This is a genomic window from Enterobacter sp. BIDMC 27 (assembly GCF_000534415.1).
GTDB classification, from domain to species: domain Bacteria; phylum Pseudomonadota; class Gammaproteobacteria; order Enterobacterales; family Enterobacteriaceae; genus Enterobacter; species Enterobacter hormaechei_C.
In genome coordinates this window covers 4,032,538-4,048,846 of the sequence record NZ_KI973178.1, presented here as the reverse complement: position 1 = coordinate 4,048,846, position 16,309 = coordinate 4,032,538, and the positions used below count along the sequence as shown (strand labels likewise).

General features: G+C 59.0%; 14 protein-coding genes. 6 read left to right on the top strand and 8 right to left on the bottom strand.

Annotated elements, in window-relative coordinates:
* Positions 1-2: 2 nt before the first annotated feature.
* Together L463_RS03825 and L463_RS03830 are read right to left on the bottom strand one after the other, a co-directional pair.
* Positions 3-434: a tripartite tricarboxylate transporter TctB family protein gene (locus L463_RS03825; protein WP_003859443.1), complete on the bottom strand. Its 432-nt coding sequence runs from the start codon at positions 432-434 to the stop codon at positions 3-5.
* An 11-nt stretch (positions 435-445) separates the two neighbouring features.
* Entirely contained in the window at positions 446-1,426 is a 981-nt protein-coding gene (locus L463_RS03830) for a Bug family tripartite tricarboxylate transporter substrate binding protein (protein WP_006811363.1), read from the bottom strand.
* A 152-nt stretch (positions 1,427-1,578) separates the two neighbouring features.
* On the opposite strand from L463_RS03830, the gene tctD reads away from it, so the two are divergent.
* From tctD to L463_RS03850, 4 genes are all read left to right on the top strand, one after another.
* Entirely contained in the window at positions 1,579-2,253 is a 675-nt protein-coding gene (gene tctD, locus L463_RS03835; protein WP_017693014.1) for a transcriptional regulator TctD, read from the top strand.
* Entirely contained in the window at positions 2,240-3,649 is a 1,410-nt protein-coding gene (locus L463_RS03840) for a sensor histidine kinase (RefSeq protein ID WP_032102724.1), read from the top strand. The genes tctD and L463_RS03840 overlap by 14 nt, the downstream gene beginning before the upstream one ends.
* Positions 3,650-3,778: 129 nt before the next feature.
* A complete protein-coding gene (locus L463_RS03845) occupies positions 3,779-4,321 on the top strand; it encodes a YfaZ family outer membrane protein (protein WP_017383419.1) in 543 nt (180 codons plus the stop codon).
* 94 nt (positions 4,322-4,415) lie between these two features.
* Positions 4,416-5,615 (top strand): nicotinamide mononucleotide deamidase-related protein YfaY, encoded by a 1,200-nt coding sequence (locus L463_RS03850; protein WP_032673261.1) that lies wholly within the window; start codon positions 4,416-4,418, stop codon positions 5,613-5,615.
* A gap of 31 nt (positions 5,616-5,646) precedes the next feature.
* Here the strand turns inward: L463_RS03850 and glpC are convergent, their stop codons facing one another.
* Genes glpC through glpA form a run of 3 tightly spaced genes read right to left on the bottom strand, consistent with a single transcriptional unit; the run spans position 5,647 to position 9,669 of the window.
* Complete coding sequence (glpC, locus tag L463_RS03855) at positions 5,647-6,837, bottom strand: anaerobic glycerol-3-phosphate dehydrogenase subunit GlpC (protein ID WP_032102722.1); 1,191 nt, start codon at positions 6,835-6,837, stop codon at positions 5,647-5,649.
* On the bottom strand, positions 6,834-8,051 hold the full coding sequence (gene glpB / locus L463_RS03860; protein WP_032102721.1) for a glycerol-3-phosphate dehydrogenase subunit GlpB: 1,218 nt from the start codon (positions 8,049-8,051) through the stop codon (positions 6,834-6,836). The genes glpC and glpB overlap by 4 nt, the downstream gene beginning before the upstream one ends.
* Positions 8,041-9,669, bottom strand: coding sequence for an anaerobic glycerol-3-phosphate dehydrogenase subunit A (glpA, locus tag L463_RS03865; RefSeq protein ID WP_015572285.1), 1,629 nt, complete (start codon positions 9,667-9,669; stop codon positions 8,041-8,043). The genes glpB and glpA overlap by 11 nt, the downstream gene beginning before the upstream one ends.
* 250 nt (positions 9,670-9,919) lie before the next feature.
* On the opposite strand from glpA, the gene glpT reads away from it, so the two are divergent.
* Both glpT and glpQ read left to right on the top strand, forming a co-directional pair.
* Positions 9,920-11,272 carry a glycerol-3-phosphate transporter gene (glpT, locus tag L463_RS03870; protein WP_003859423.1) on the top strand — a complete coding sequence of 451 codons (1,353 nt, stop codon included), beginning with the start codon at positions 9,920-9,922 and terminating at the stop codon, positions 11,270-11,272.
* Between the two features lie 11 nt (positions 11,273-11,283).
* On the top strand, positions 11,284-12,345 hold the full coding sequence (glpQ, locus tag L463_RS03875; RefSeq protein WP_032102719.1) for a glycerophosphodiester phosphodiesterase: 1,062 nt from the start codon (positions 11,284-11,286) through the stop codon (positions 12,343-12,345).
* Between the two features lie 83 nt (positions 12,346-12,428).
* Here glpQ and yfaE read toward each other — a convergent pair whose 3' ends face one another.
* From yfaE to nrdA, 3 genes are all read right to left on the bottom strand, one after another.
* A complete protein-coding gene (gene yfaE / locus L463_RS03880; protein WP_003859419.1) occupies positions 12,429-12,683 on the bottom strand; it encodes a class I ribonucleotide reductase maintenance protein YfaE in 255 nt (84 codons plus the stop codon).
* On the bottom strand, positions 12,683-13,813 hold the full coding sequence (gene nrdB / locus L463_RS03885; RefSeq protein ID WP_026080618.1) for a class Ia ribonucleoside-diphosphate reductase subunit beta: 1,131 nt from the start codon (positions 13,811-13,813) through the stop codon (positions 12,683-12,685). Before nrdB ends, yfaE begins: the two co-directional genes overlap by 1 nt.
* Before the next feature lie 108 nt (positions 13,814-13,921).
* Positions 13,922-16,207 carry a class 1a ribonucleoside-diphosphate reductase subunit alpha gene (nrdA, locus tag L463_RS03890; RefSeq protein WP_023295072.1) on the bottom strand — a complete coding sequence of 762 codons (2,286 nt, stop codon included), beginning with the start codon at positions 16,205-16,207 and terminating at the stop codon, positions 13,922-13,924.
* Positions 16,208-16,309: the final 102 nt, after the last annotated feature.

The following is a 16,309-nucleotide window of genomic DNA, read 5'->3' as shown; positions in this document are numbered from 1 at the left end:
CGTTAGTTAAACCATGCGCCGAGCGGCAGGGTCACGTCCAGCAGGCGGTCGAAGGCGTACCAGAGTAAAATGCCCAGTACGACCCCGGAGATCCCCGCCGCAGGCAGCGAGGCGTTAAACAGTATGCCAATCACCATCGTCAGCAGGGCGGTGGCAATCGGGAAGCCGAGCCACTCAAAGCCCCACGCGTACATCAGCAGGACAATTACCATTACCAGCAGACGTTGCAGCGTACGGCGTGGCGGCCACTCTACGGTATCCGGATGGCGCAGCAGCAGCGCCACCGAACAGAGCAGCATCAGGCCGACAATGCCGACGGGGAAGGGGCGTGGCCCCACGGGTTCATAGCTGTATTCGCTGTGGATCTGCCAGGCGACGAACATGCCGCCAATGCAGAGCAGCAGCCATATCCCGGCAAAAATGCGATCGCTCATAGCGCCTCCGGTTATTTCGCCAGACCAAAGGCTTTCGCCTGTTCGCGGTAGTCATTCACCTGTTTTTTGACATACTCGTCCAGCTGCTTGCCGTTCAGGTTGAACTCAAACAGCCCGCGCAGATCGCGCTGTTTTTTGAACTCCTCGGTTTGCTGAAGTTTTGCGAAGGTATCCACCCACCACTGGTACTCGGCGTCGGTCACTTTTGGCCCGACGAAGAAGCCGCGGATGATCGGCCAGACCAGGTTATAACCCTGCTCTTTAGCGGTTGGGACGTCTGCCAGCTGGCCCGGCAGACGGTTTTCCGAGAAGACCGCCAGCACGCGGATCTTATCCCCGCTCAGGTAGGGCACCATTTCGCTGAGATCGCCCGATACCGCCTGGACGTGATTGCCCATCAGCGCCGTCACCGGCTCGCCGCCGCCTTCAAAGGCCACGTAACGCATCTTGTGCGGATCCACTTTGGCCTGCTGCGCCAGCAGCGCGGCTTTCATCCAGTCCTGGCTGCCGATAGAGGCGCCCGCGCCAATGACCACGCTGTTCGGATCTTTTTCCATGGCGGTCAGCAGATCTTTCAGGGATTTCCACGGAGAGTCCGCGCGCACGGCGATCATGCCGTAATCGGTGCCTACGGTGGCGAGCCAGCGCACGTCATTCACGTCATAACGACCAAATTTCCCCTGCGACAGGTTTAGCAGCGAACCGCCGGAGAAGGCCACCACGGTGCCCGCTTCGGCAGGGCGCTGCGCGACGATGGCGTTATAGGCTACCGCGCCCACGCCGCCGGGCATGTAGGTGACGCGCATCGGTTTTTCAATGGCCTTCGTCTCCAGCAGGCTGACCTGAATCAGCTTGCAGGTCAGGTCGAAGCCGCCGCCGGGTTTGGCCGGGGCGATACATTCGGTACGGGATGGCGCGTCCTGCGCCTGGACGACAGAGGCACTCAACAGCAATACGCTTGCAGCAAGGGTAGAAAGTAATTGTTTTTTCATCGTTTATCCTCACGCCGGAGAACCGGGAGTACGGGTACGGGTGTATTTTTTCTGATTATGTGAACCACCTTGTAGCGGTTCCGTTGCGTGATTGTTAAAACAATAACCTTTCATTTCCCTTTCACTGCGACACCAACTTTACAGGATGTGATATGCGTCTCTTACTGGCGGAAGATAATCGTGAGCTGGCTCACTGGCTGGAAAAAGCGCTGGTACAAAACGGATTTGCCGTGGATTGCGTCAATGATGGACGGGCGGCCGATCATCTTTTGCAGGGAGAAAACTATGCCGTCGCGATCCTTGATATCGGCATGCCCGGCTTCGACGGGCTGGAGGTGGTGCATCGCCTGAGAAAGCGCGGGCAGACGCTGCCGGTGCTGTTTCTTACCGCCCGCAGCAACGTGGCAGACAGGGTGAAGGGGCTGAATGCCGGGGCGGATGACTACCTGCCGAAACCGTTCGAGCTGGAGGAGCTTGATGCCCGCCTGCGCGCGCTGCTGCGCCGCAGCGAAGGACGAACCCAGGAGCGCCAGCGGCTGGGAGAGCTGGAGTACGATGATGAAGGCTTTTTTCTGCTTCGCGATGAACCCCTTTCCCTCACGCCGCGCGAACTCTCTTTGCTGAAGGTGCTGATGCACCGCCGGACCCGTCCCGTCTCCCGGCAACAGCTTTTCGACCAGGTATTCAGCCTGAACGACGACGTCAGCCCCGAGAGCATCGATCTCTATATTCACCGCCTGCGTAAGAAGCTGACCGGCAGCGGCGTGCGGATCACCACCCTGCGGGGGCTGGGCTACGTGCTGGAGTGCGGCGATGAAGTGGGTTAAGCCGCAGTCGCTTTACCTGCAACTTTTGCTTTTTCTGGGTTTGCCGCTGCTGCTGTTATGGGGGCTGTCAGCCTTTAACAGCTACGTTAGCGCGCTACAGGCGGCGACGCAGGCCTATGACCGCACGCTGTTATCCTCGGCGCGCACGGTGTCAGAGCGGCTGGTGGTGCACAACGGCAAGCTCCAGGTGAACGTGCCCTGGGTCGTGCTCGACAGCTTTGAGCTGAACATGAACGATCGCCTCTATTACAAGGTCGTGGACCCTGACGGGCGGACGATCTCCGGCTATGACGATCTGCCGAATATGCCCCCCTCCACGTCGCGCACCTCCCACTATCCGGCGCTGGCGTGGTTTTATCATACCGAGTATCGCGGGCAGGCGATCCGCGTGGCGAAGCTGCTCCAGCCGGTTAACGAGGACAGTGTGTTCGGCATGGCGGAAATCTACGTCGCCGAAACGTTGCAGTCGCGGCGCTATCTGGCCACTCAGCTGCTGTTTTCCTCGCTCGTGTCGCAGGGGCTGCTGGTGCTGCTGACGCTGGTCCTGACCGCCTGGCTGCTGCGTCGCGTGCTGCGCCCGATGCGGCAGCTCTCTTCGCTGATGGTGCGCCGTGAGCCCGGGCTGCTGGCCCCGCTGCCGGAGCTGCTGCCCTGGTCGGAAACGCGGCTGCTGATTGTGGCATTTAACCGCTATATCGACAGGTTGCGCGGCGTGCTTTCGCGGCAGGCGCGCTTTAATGCCGACGCCTCACACCAGCTCAAAACGCCGCTGGCGGTGCTGAAAACCCAGGTATCGGTTGCCCTGACGCGTGACGATCCGGCGCTGTGGCAGGAGAGCTTACGGGCGATGAACGTCACGCTGGATAACACCATCGTGCTGACGGAAAGGCTGTTGCAGCTTTCGGCGGTGAAGCGAAAAGAGCAGGGGGAGCGACAGTTTGCGCCTGTCGATCTGGTACAGGTGGTGCAAAACTGCTGCTTTTCCCGGCTGGCGCAGGCGCGAAGTAAGGGTATCGATCTCGGCTATGACGGCGTACAGCAGCCGGTAATGATTGAGGGGGATGACGTGCTGCTGGGCGAACTTTGCGCCAACCTGCTGGAGAACGCGATCAAATACACGCCGGAGCAGGGCGTCGTGACGGTGTACCTGCGCACGGCTAACGATGCCGTTGAGCTGAGCGTGGAGGACAGCGGACCGGGCATTGCTGAAGACCAGATCTCCCAGGCCATGCTGCCGTTTCATCGGCTGGATAACGTGGGCGATGCCGCCGGGTCCGGCATTGGCCTGGCGCTGGCTAACGATATTGCCCGCCTGCACCGCAGCCATCTTCAGCTGATGCCCAGTGAAAATCTGGGTGGGCTGAGCGTGAAAATGCGCTTTCTGATGCTGGTATAAATGCCGATATTATCAAATCGTTACAAACTAATTGCCCGCCGCACGCGGAGTCCATTGATCACACAGGCAGTCAGGTTAAAATCTCGCGGTTTTTGGACATCTCTGAATAAATTGTGCGGGATCACGACAATGAAAAAAGTGGCATTAATGGGCTTAAGCGGCCTGATGTTTGTTTCAGCAGCGGCAAACGCAATTTCCTTCAACGGCTCGGCGGGACAAGATTATACCCATCTGGGCTTTGGTCTTGGCACGGATAGCGCAGGCCTGGCAATGACCGGCGGCTGGACGCACAACGACGACGATGGGGATGCGGCAAGCCTGGGCCTCGGCTTCAACGTGCCGTTGGGTCCCTTCCTGGCGACCGTCGGCGGTAAAGGCATTTACACCAACCCGAACGACGGCGACGAAGGCTACGCGGCGGCAGTGGGTGGCGGCTTGCAGTGGAAAATTGGCGACAGCTTTGGCCTGTTCGGTGAGTACTACTACTCCCCGGATTCCCTCTCCAGCGGTATCGACAGCTATCAGGAAGCTAATGCCGGCGCGCGCTGGACCATCATGCGTCCGATCACCATCGAAGCGGGCTATCGCTATCTGAACCTGGCCGGTAAAGACGGCAACCGCGACAACGCCCTGGCAGACGGCCCGTACATTGGCGTGAGCGCCGGTTTCTAATCCTCTCGGCGCGGCGTTCAGTCGCGCCAGTTTCTCTCTTCCCCCGGTCTTCGATTGCGCTATAGTGTTTTGACCATTGAAATGGGAGAACACAATGATAAATGTGGAAATGTTATCCACTGGCGACGAAGTGCTGCATGGGCAAATCATTGATACCAATGCCGCCTGGCTCGCCGATCTCTTCTTTGAGCAAGGATTACCGTTAACGCGCCGCAACACCGTAGGTGACAATCTTGAGTCGCTGGTCAACGTTCTTCGCGAGCGCAGCGAACGCTGCGACGTGCTGATTGTGAACGGCGGGCTGGGACCCACCAGCGACGATCTCAGCGCGCTGGCCGCCGCCACGGCCAAAGGCGAAGGCCTGGTTCTGCACGAGGCGTGGCTGGCACAGATGGAGCGCTTTTTCTCCGGGCGTGGCCGCGTGATGGCCCCCAGCAACCGCAAGCAGGCTGAAATTCCCGCCAGCGCGGAACTGATTGATAACCCGGTCGGCACCGCCTGCGGGTTTGCCGTTCAGCTGAACCGCTGCCTGATGTTCTTCACCCCGGGCGTCCCGTCGGAATTTAAAGTGATGGTCGAGCAGCAGATCCTGCCGCGCCTGCGCGCGCGCTTTACGCTGCCTGAACCGCCGCTGTGCCTGCGTCTGACCACCTTTGGTCGCTCGGAAAGCGATCTGGCCCAGAGCCTCGAACACCTGCAACTGCCTCCCGGCGTGTCGATGGGCTATCGCTCCTCCATGCCGATTATTGAACTGAAGCTGACCGGACCGGCGTCAGAGAAAGCCGCCATGCTGGCGCTGTGGCCGGAAGTGCAGCGCGTCGCCGGGGAAAGCCTGATTTTCGAAGGAACGGAAGGGCTGCCGGCGCAGATCGCAGCGCATTTGCAGTCCCGCCAGCTGAGCGTGACGTTAAGCGAGCAGTTTACCGGTGGGCTTCTGGCGCTTCAGCTTACCCGGGCGGGTGCGCCGCTGCTGGCCAGTGAAGTGGTGCCGTTCCAGCAGGAGACGCTGGCGCAGACCGCGCGCTGGGCGTCCGAGCGCAGAGTGAAGCATTTCGCCGGGCTGGCGCTGTTTGTGGGCGGGCTGGATGAGGAGCACCTCAACTTTGCCCTGGCAACGCCGGAAGGGATGCACGCCCTGCGGGTCAGGATGAGCATTACCCGCCACAGCCTGGCCGTGCGTCAGGAGGTGTGCGCGATGATGGCGCTGAACATGCTGCGCCGCTGGCTGAACGGGAAAGAGGTCGCCAGCGAGCACGGCTGGATCAACGTCGTCGAATCGCTGTTCGTGGAGTGAGAGTGTGCCGGGGCCGTGTCCCCGGCAACGGTTACGCCAGCGCTTTTGCCAGCAAGGTAATGGGATGTTCACAGCGTTTGCTGGTGGACATCTCGATCTGCCACTTGCAGGTTTCGCAGTCCGTCACCACGATATCTGCGCCGCTCTTTTCAATCTGCCGGAACAGCGGCGCGCCAATGGCCTGTGACGTTGGGTAGTTTTCACGCTTGAAGCCGTACGTGCCTGCGATGCCGCAGCAGCGTGAGTCCAGCACCGTCAGCTCCAGCCCCGGTATCAGCCGCAGCAGCTCAAGCGTATAGATCGACCAGCCCATCTTCTCCATATGACATGGCGTGTGATACACCACCTTCAGCGGCAATTTGCCCAGCGGTAACGTCTGCCCGCTGTCCAGTTTGCGCCAGAGAAAACGGGTCGCCAGCTCAATGTGCTCGCGCAGGCCGGTGTTATCTACATCCAGCAGATGCGGATATTCATCGCGCAGCGTGAAGGTACAGGTTGACGACGTCGCCAGTACCGGTATGCCTTTGTCGACGATCGCCTCGCGTAAAAAGGTGACGTTGCTGCTCGCCTGCTTGCGCGCTTTGTCGATGAAACCGTTGGCAATCAGCGGAACGCCGCAGCACTTTTCTTTGCTCAGCAGCTGAACGCCCGTTCCCATGGCGTTCAGCACTTTCAGCAGGTCTTTTCCCAGCTGCGGATGGTTGTAGTTCACGTAGCAGCCGTGGAAGAAGGCGACCTGCTCAGAGAACTGCGCCTGTTCTGCCGCCACGGATTTAAACCAGCGGCGGAAGGTGCCGTGAGAATATTTCGGCAGACTGCGGTGATGGTCGATTTTGAGCGTCGCATCCAGCAGCCTGCGCACCGGCTTCAGGGCGGTGGCGGCATTGACGACCGGCGCGAAAGGCGTCGAGAGGCTACCCATCAGATCGGTGTGGCTCAGTATCGCGTCACGCAGCGTCGGTTTTTGCGTACTGTAGCGGGCGCGGGCGCGCTGGATGATATCGCCTATTTTCACGTCCGACGGGCAGGCAACTTCGCAGCGTTTGCAGTTGATGCAGTATTTCAGCGCCTCGTCGTAGAGCGCGCCATCCTTCAGGCGCAGACGCTCCCCGTCGGGACCGGCCTGTTTCGGGCCGGGATAGCGCGGATCGACGCCGCTGACCGGGCAAACCGTGGTGCAGACCGTGCATTTGATACAGCTTTCAAATTGGGTGTCGTTCATTGTGCTCCCTCCCTGCGCTGGATAATCTGCTCCGCGACATGCAGCGCAGTGACGGCGCAGACGCCGCCACCGCAGCCCTGCGCCACGGGATCGTACCCGCCCAGAACCGAGCCGATGGCGTAAAGATTTTCAACCGGTTCCCCGCCCAGCCGCGGGCGCAGTTGGCTGTCGACGATCACGCCGAACTGCTGCCAGGGCTGCGGGGTGAAGAAATCGCTTTGATACCAGTCCGCGCGGGAAGCGCTTTGCCGGACGTCCAGACCGAGGATCGCCTCACGCACGCCATCCCGGCTGCTCAGCAGACCGTTACTGAAGAAACTGCCACTTGCCAGCACCGTAAAGCGTGCGCGAAGCGGGATGTCGCCGTGGTTGCGGGTCCAGATTTCGCTTACCGCGCCCTCAGCCAGGGTGATTTTTTTCACCTCGTCGCCTGCCATCCAGACGCCACCCTGGGCAACAAACTGACGCTGAAGCTGGGTGTGCAGACGAATGCCGGGCACGGAAGGGGGGAGCGTCGGCAGTAAACCGAGCGTACAGGGCAGGCGCGCCGAGAGCCAGCGCCAGAGCCGGTTGTCCGTTAAGCCAAAACAGGCGGGCATAAACAGGGCGTCGCAGGTCTTGCCGAGCGGTTGAAGCGCCGCGTACAGCTGCGGCCAATAACTTTCATTATCCAGCAGGCGGGCAATGTTCACCGCACGAAACTCGCTGGGGTTTTCGCGCAGCACGTCGAGTTCGGGGAGATCAATCTCCGCCGTATCCACCTTAACACCCTGCTGTCTGAGAGACGCGGCGGCCAGATGTGGCTGGAAATCGAGGAAGCCGCTGATCCCCACCACCCGCACGCGCTCGGCAGCGATGGGGGCGACAGGCACCTCTTCCGGGCTAAGCCAGGCGGCGCGCAGGGTGCCGAGCGGCGTGACGCGCTGATGATTTTGCTCGGCGTCACCCTGCATGCGTGCGCCGCAGGTGGTGAGCAGGTGTTCGGTTTCGCAGGCAAAGCGGGCCATATTCTCTGCGCCCGTCAGGCGGTAGGGATGTTCAGGCGGCAGATCGGCGAACGATAGCGCGCCCAGTAAATCCAGCGAGCCGGAAGAGAAGTGCAGGGCACTCTGACCGCGAGTGACAATGGCGCAGCGCAGACCCCGCTGCGTCAGTTTGAGGCCGCACAGCAGGCCCGCCAGCCCCCCACCCACAATCACGGTATCAAATTTCATGGTTGTGCTCCTTCTCCAGACCGCAAAGCCCCTGATAGACCCAGCGGGTAAACTCGCTTTCGCGCAGGGCATCGCCCCAGGCGACGGGCTGAATGCCTTTCCAGCGCTCGTTTAAAAAATCGCTGAGCTGGGCAAGCGACTGGGTTGACGTGGTGGCGTGAAAACGTTGCAGCAGCCCGGCGGCACGGCAGGCGCACAGCTCCCCCTGACAGGTGCCCATCCCGACGCGCGTGCGGCGGCGTAAATCGAGCAGGTTGTTCACCGTCAGGTTTTCCACGGCATACTGCACCTCGCCTGCGGTCACGGCTTCGCATTCGCACACCAGGCTGCGGCTGAGTCGCCCTTCACCGAGCCAGGTTGGGGTGCGGTCGCCGTGACGGTAAATCGCCGAACCGCGAAGCGGGGCAGGGAGTGAAATGATTTTGTGCAGCGTTTTTTCTGTCGATTGCTGCGAGCCGGGCAGAGCCTGTTCCGCCGTCACGCACGGTGCGGTGTTGCCGAGCTTACGGCAGACGGCATCGGTGGCCCACTGGGCCATCAGCCGGTAGGTCATCAGCTTGCCGCCGGTAATGGTGATAAACCCGTCCATGCCGTCGCGTTCGGCGTGATCGAGCAGCACGATGCCGCGGCTGACGTTACGCCCGCTCGGATCGTTATCGCTGGCGACAAGGGGACGCACGCCCGCGTAGGCACGCAGAATACGCGTCTGCGCCATCACCGGGGCCAGCTTTTCCCCTTCGCGCAGCAGGATATCCACCTCTTCAGCGGTGACGCGGTTGTAATCAATTTCGCTGTAGTCCACATGCATTGAGGTCGTGCCGATTAACGAAATGGTGTCCCCCGGCACGAGGATATCGGCGTCAGACGGTTTACGGCAGCGGTTGATGACATGGTTATTGATGCGGTGGTCGAGGATCAGCAGCGAGCCTTTCGCCGGGAACATGCGCACCGACAGGTCCGCGTATTCCGCGATGCGCTGGCCCCAGATCCCCGCCGCGTTGACCACGACGGCGGCATACAGCTCGCGGTGTTCGTTGTACTGCGCATCAAACACGCGCACCCCGCGCACGGTATTACCTTCACGAATAAGCCCGGTGACGTGATGCCCGGTCAGGATCTGGGCGCCATGTTCCCGCGCGTCGAGCATATTGGCGGCGGTCAGGCGGAAAGGATCAACGGTTCCGTCCGGTACTTTTACCGCGCCCAGTAACGCCGGGTTTACCGAGGGTTCAAGACGGCGCGCCTGCGCAGGATCGATCGCCTCGGCCTGAATGCCTGCCGCCGTGCAGGCGGTGATAAAGGTTTGCTGAAAGCCGAGGTCATCTTCTGGAAGGGTGATAAAAAGACCGTTGGTCGGTTCAACGCAGTGGCGGGCGATGCGCCTGAGGATCTGGTTTTCAGCGATACACTCGCGCGCTGACTCAGCGTCAGTGACCGCATAGCGGGCGCCGCTGTGCAACAGACCGTGGTTACGTCCCGTCGCGCCGGTGGCGATATCGTGGCGTTCCAGAAGCGTGACGCTCAATCCCCGCAGGGCGCAGTCGCGTGCGATGCCGGCACCCGTCGCGCCACCGCCAATGATAATCACATCGCTGAAGCGTGGATCGTGAATTGTCATTGCCTTTCCTCTATGTTCGTTTTTTAGCATTTAGCCACATTGATCGTGTGGTTTGTTTGATTTCGAACATAAACGCGCGAAATTCGAAAGTGAAACGTGATTTCATGCGCTTTTTTGCGCATTCTGTCATATTTCTGTAACAATCTGTGCGTTGATTCACAGTAACATTCACCGTGATTTCTTAACATCGCCGCCTCTGTAGCCGGGCGCGAGATGCCCGGTCATTTTTTGAAAGGCCACGGAGGCTGTTATGCTCAGTATCTTTAAACCTGCGCCACATCGGGCGCGACTGCCAGAGGCAGAGATTGATCCTCTCTACCGCCGTCTGCGTTGGCAAATCTTCCTCGGGATCTTCTTCGGGTATGCGGCGTACTATCTGGTACGTAAAAACTTTGCGCTCGCCATGCCGTACCTGGTGGAGCAGGGCTTCTCTCGCGGCGATCTGGGATTTGCGCTGTCGGGGATCTCCATCGCGTACGGTTTTTCGAAGTTCATTATGGGGTCGGTGTCGGATCGTTCGAATCCGCGCGTGTTCCTGCCCGCCGGTCTGATCCTCGCGGCAGCGGTGATGCTGTTCATGGGCTTTGTGCCGTGGGCGACCTCCAGCATTGCCATCATGTTCGTGCTGCTGTTCCTCTGCGGCTGGTTCCAGGGGATGGGATGGCCGCCATGCGGACGCACCATGGTTCACTGGTGGTCACAGAAAGAGCGTGGTGGAATTGTTTCGGTCTGGAACTGTGCGCATAACGTCGGGGGCGGGCTTCCGCCGCTGCTGTTCCTGCTGGGGATGGCCTGGTTCAACGACTGGCATGCCGCGCTCTATATGCCAGCCTTTGGCGCCATTCTGGTGGCGATTATCGCCTTCGCTCTGATGCGCGACACCCCACAGTCCTGCGGCCTGCCGCCGATTGAAGAGTACAAAAACGACTACCCGGATGATTACAGCGAGAAGCACGAAGAAGAGCTGACGGCAAAGCAGATCTTCATGAAGTACGTGCTGCCGAACAAGCTGCTGTGGTACATCGCGGTGGCAAACGTATTTGTCTACCTGCTGCGCTACGGCATCCTCGACTGGTCGCCAACCTACCTGAAAGAGGTGAAGCACTTCGCGCTGGATAAATCCTCCTGGGCCTATTTCCTGTATGAATACGCGGGCATTCCCGGCACGCTGATCTGTGGCTGGATGTCGGACAAAGTGTTTAAGGGCAACCGTGGGGCGACGGGCGTGTTCTTTATGACGCTGGTCACCATCGCGACGGTCGTTTACTGGCTTAACCCGCCGGGGAATCCGGGTGTGGATATGGCCTGTATGATCGTCATCGGCTTCCTGATTTATGGTCCGGTTATGCTGATTGGTCTGCATGCCCTGGAGCTGGCGCCGAAGAAAGCGGCAGGCACGGCGGCAGGCTTTACCGGTCTGTTTGGCTACCTCGGCGGTTCGGTCGCTGCGAGCGCCATCGTCGGCTACACCGTCGACTTCTTCGGCTGGGATGGCGGCTTTATGGTGATGATTGGCGGCAGCGTGCTGGCTGTTCTGCTGCTGGTTGTTGTGATGATTGGTGAAAAACGTCACCACGCCGAAGTGCTGGCGCGTCGTCAATAAGGAGCATTGCGATGAAATTAACTCAGTTAGCGACAGGTCTGCTGCTGGCGGGCCTGATGACAGGCTCCGCGCTGGCGGCGGATAAGATCGTGATCGCCCACCGTGGCGCCAGCGGTTATCTGCCGGAGCATACGCTGCCGGCAAAAGCGATGGCCTATGCCCAGGGCGCGGATTATCTGGAGCAGGATCTGGTGATGACGAAGGACGACCAGCTGGTCGTTCTGCATGACCACTATCTTGACCGCGTGACGGACGTGGCGGAACGTTTCCCGGATCGCGCCCGTAAAGATGGTCGCTACTACGCCATCGACTTCACGCTGGCGGAGATCCGCTCGCTGAAGTTTACCGAGGGCTTCGAGATTGAAAACGGTAAGAAGGTACAGGTCTATCCGGGACGTTTCCCGATGGGCAAGTCTGACTTCCGTATTCACACCTTCGAAGAGGAGATCGAGTTTGTTCAGGGGCTGAACCACTCGACAGGAAAAAATATCGGTATCTACCCGGAAATCAAAGCGCCGTGGTTCCACCATCAGGAAGGGAAGGACATTGCCGCGAAGACGCTGGAGGTACTGAAAAAGTACGGCTACACCAGCAAGCAGGATAAGGTTTTTCTGCAATGTTTCGACGCCGCGGAACTGAAGCGCATCAAAACCGATCTGGAGCCGAAAATGGGGATGGATCTCAATCTGGTGCAGCTGATTGCGTATACCGACTGGAATGAAACCCAGGAAAAACAGCCGGACGGGAAGTGGGTGAACTACAGCTATGACTGGATGTTTAAGCCGGGCGCGATGAAGCAGATTGCGCAGTACGCCGACGGCATCGGGCCGGATTACCACATGCTGGTGGCGGAAGGCTCAACGCCGGGTCACGTGAAGCTGACGGCGATGGTGAAAGAGGCGCATGCGAGCAAGATGCAGGTGCATCCGTATACCGTACGCGCAGACCAGCTGCCGGAGTATGCGACGGACGTGAATCAGCTTTACGACGTGCTGTATAACCAGGCGGATGTGGACGGGTTGTTTACGGATTTCCCGGATAAAGCGGTGAGCTTTTTGAAGGATAAACGCTGAAATTGCCGGGTGGCGGCTGCGCCTTACCCGGCCTACGAACTGCGGTTTTGTAGGTCGGGTCAGCGAAGCGCCACCCGACATAATTACATCTCGATCTCAATATCGCCTTTTGCCCGGCAGCAGCAGGGCAAAATTTCCCCTTCGCTGATAAAGGCCAGCGGTTCGGTCAGCCAGTCTACCTGGCCTGCGACCAGACGGCAGCGGCAGGAGCCGCAGTAGCCTTCACGACACTGGTACTCTACTTCTACCTGATGCGCTTCAAGCGCCACCAGCAGAGAAGGGTGCTCTTCCTGGCACAACACCTCTGTACCAGAAAGGCTCAGCGTTACGCGGCTCATCAGAGCTGGAAATCGCTCAGGTCGTCGGTGTTGACTTCAGAATCAATCTGACCGACCAGATAAGAACTCACTTCCACTTCCTGCGGCGCAACCTGCACATTATCGGACACCAGCCAGGTGTTGATCCACGGAATCGGGTTAGAGCGCGTCTGGAATGGCAGATCGAGACCCACAGCCTGCATGCGGATGTTAGTGATGTACTCCACGTACTGGCACAGAATGTCTTTGTTCAGGCCAATCATGGAGCCGTCGCGGAACAGGTAGTCTGCCCACTCTTTCTCCTGCTGGGCGGCCAGCACGAACAGATCGTAGCATTCCTGCTTGCACTCTTCGGCAATCGCAGCCATTTCCGGGTCGTCCGCGCCGCTGCGCAGCAGGTTCAGCATGTGCTGAGTCCCGGTCAGATGCAGGGCTTCGTCACGGGCGATCAGGCGGATGATTTTGGCGTTGCCTTCCATCAGCTTGCGCTCGGCAAAGGCGAAGGAGCAGGCGAAGCTCACGTAGAAGCGGATCGCTTCCAGCGCGTTAACGCTCATCAGGCACAGGTACAGCTGCTTTTTCAGGGCCCGCAGGTTTACGGTAATGGTTTTGCCGTTCACGTTATGCGTGCCTTCGCCCAGCAGATGCCAGTAGCTGGTCATCTCGATCAGCTCGTCGTAGTAGTGCGCAATGCCTTCCGCGCGCTTCTGGATCTGCTCGTTGGTGACGATATCGTCAAACACCACCGCCGGATCGTTCACGATGTTGCGGATGATGTGGGTGTAAGAGCGGGAGTGGATCGTCTCGGAGAACGCCCAGGTTTCTACCCAGGTTTCCAGCTCAGGAATCGAGATCAGCGGCAGCAGCGCCACGTTCGGACTACGGCCCTGAATGGAGTCCAGCAGCGTCTGGTACTTCAGGTTGCTGAGGAAGATGTGCTTTTCGTGTTCCGGCAGCGCCTGGAAATCGATACGGTCGCGGGAAACGTCAACTTCTTCCGGACGCCAGAAGAAGGAGAGTTGCTTTTCAATCAGCTTTTCGAAGATGTCATATTTTTGCTGATCGTAGCGTGCCACGTTGACCGGCTGGCCGAAGAACATCGGCTCTTTGAGCTGGTCGTTTTTCGTCTGTGAAAAGGTGGTATATGCCATTGCGGTGAGTCCTGTGGTGTTATTTCCCCTCACCCCGGCCCTCTCCCACAGGGAGAGGGGGAAAGAGTTCCCTCTCCCTGTGGGAGAGGGTTAGGGTGAGGGAATTTATTAGATCTTACATGCGCCGCTTTCGCAGCCATCGTCCTGAATTGACGGCACCAGGTCGTCCTGGGCGTCTTCCGCACCATCACGGGTGTTGTGATAGTACAGCGTTTTCACGCCAAATTTGTAGGCGGTGAGCAGGTCCTTCAGCAGTTGCTGCATCGGAACCTTGCCAGACGGGAAGCGCGTTGGGTCGTAGTTGGTATTGGCAGAGATCGACTGGTCGATAAACTTCTGCATGATACCCACCAGTTGCAGATAGCCGTCGTTGTTTGGCATTTCCCACAGCAGCTCGTAGTTGTCACCCAGCGTTTCGTAATCCGGCACCACCTGACGCAGCACGCCGTCTTTCGACGCTTTGATGCTGACGTGGCCGCGCGGTGGCTCAATACCGTTGGTGGCGTTGGAGATCTGCGAAGAGGTCTCGGACGGCATCAGGGCAGAGAGCGTGGAGTTACGCAGGCCGTGAGTTTTAATGGACTCGCGCAGGCCTTCCCAGTCGAGATGCAGCGGCTCGCTGACGATCGCATCCAGGTCTTTTTTGTAGGTGTCGATCGGCAGAATGCCTTTCGCGTAGGTGGTTTCGTTGAACCACGGGCACGCGCCTTGCTCTTTCGCCAGCTCGTTAGAGGCTTTCATCAGGTAGTACTGGATCGCTTCGAACGTCTGGTGCGTCAGATTGTTGGCGCTGCCGTCGGAGTAACGCTTGCCGTTTTTCGCCAGCCAGTAGGCGAAGTTGATCACGCCGATACCTAAAGTGCGACGGCCCATTGCGCCGCGTTTTGCCGCCGGGATTGGGTAATCCTGGTAATCCAGCAGGGCGTCGAGCGCACGAACCGCCAGCACCGCCAGCTCTTCCAGCTCGTCCAGGCTCTTAATCGCACCCAGGTTGAACGCGGACAGCGTACAGAGCGCGATTTCACCGTTTTCGTCGTTCACGTCTTCCAGCGGTTTGGTCGGCAGGGCGATCTCCAGGCACAGGTTGGACTGGCGCACTGGGGCAACCACCGGATCGAACGGGCTGTGGGTGTTGCAGTGGTCAACGTTCTGGATGTAGATACGGCCGGTAGAAGCACGTTCCTGCATCATCAGGGAGAACAGATCGACCGCTTTCACGCGCTGCTTGCGGATGCTGTCGTCTTTTTCATATTTGGTGTACAGACGCTCGAATTCGTCCTGATCGGCGAAGAACGCGTCGTACAGACCCGGGACGTCGGACGGGCTGAACAGGGTGATGTCTTCCCCTTTCAGCAGACGGGTGTACATCAGCTTGTTGATCTGCACGCCGTAGTCCATGTGGCGCACGCGGTTGCCTTCCACGCCGCGGTTGTTCTTCAGAACCAGCAGACTTTCCACTTCCAGGTGCCACATTGGGTAGAACAGGGTCGCTGCACCACCACGCACGCCGCCCTGAGAGCAGGATTTTACTGCCGTCTGGAAGTGCTTGTAGAACGGAATACAGCCGGTGTGGAACGCTTCACCGCCGCGGATCGGGCTGCCCAGCGCACGGATACGACCGGCGTTGATGCCGATACCGGCACGCTGGGAGACGTATTTCACGATGGCGCTGGAGGTCGCGTTGATGGAATCCAGGCTGTCACCACACTCGATCAGTACGCAGGAGCTGAACTGACGGGTAGGGGTACGCACGCCAGACATGATTGGCGTAGGCAGAGAAATCTTGAACGTAGAGACCGCATCGTAGAAACGCTTCACGTAGTCCAGACGGGTTTCACGCGGGTAATTAGAGAACAGGCAGGCGGCCACCAGAATATAGAGGAACTGGGCGCTCTCGTAGATTTCGCCCGTCACACGGTTCTGAACCAGGTATTTACCTTCGAGCTGCTTCACCGCCGCGTAGGAGAAGTTCATGTCGCGCCAGTGATCGATAAACCCGTTCATCTGCTCGAACTCTTCTTCCGTATAGTCTTCCAGCAGATGCGTGTCGTATTTGCCCAGCTCGACCATTTTCACTACGTGATCGTAAAGCTTCGGCGGCTCGAACTGGCCGTAGGCTTTTTTACGCAGGTGGAAAATCGCCAGACGCGCAGCGAGGTACTGATAATCCGGTGCGTCGCGGGAGATCAGATCTGCCGCGGCTTTGATAATGGTTTCGTGGATATCAGACGTTTTGATGCCGTCGTAGAACTGAATGTGAGAACGCAGTTCAACCTGGGAGATAGATACGTTGTTCAGTCCTTCTGCTGCCCAGTCGAGAACTCGATGGATTTTGTCCAGATTGATACGCTCGGTGGTACCGTCGCGCTTTGTCACCAGCAGACTCTGATTCATGTGGGTTTTTACCTGTCCGTGAAATAAAAAAATATCCCCCGCTTATCCACAGAATCGTCTTGTGACTAACTCTGTGGATAAATACTACATATAGGGGTTTTG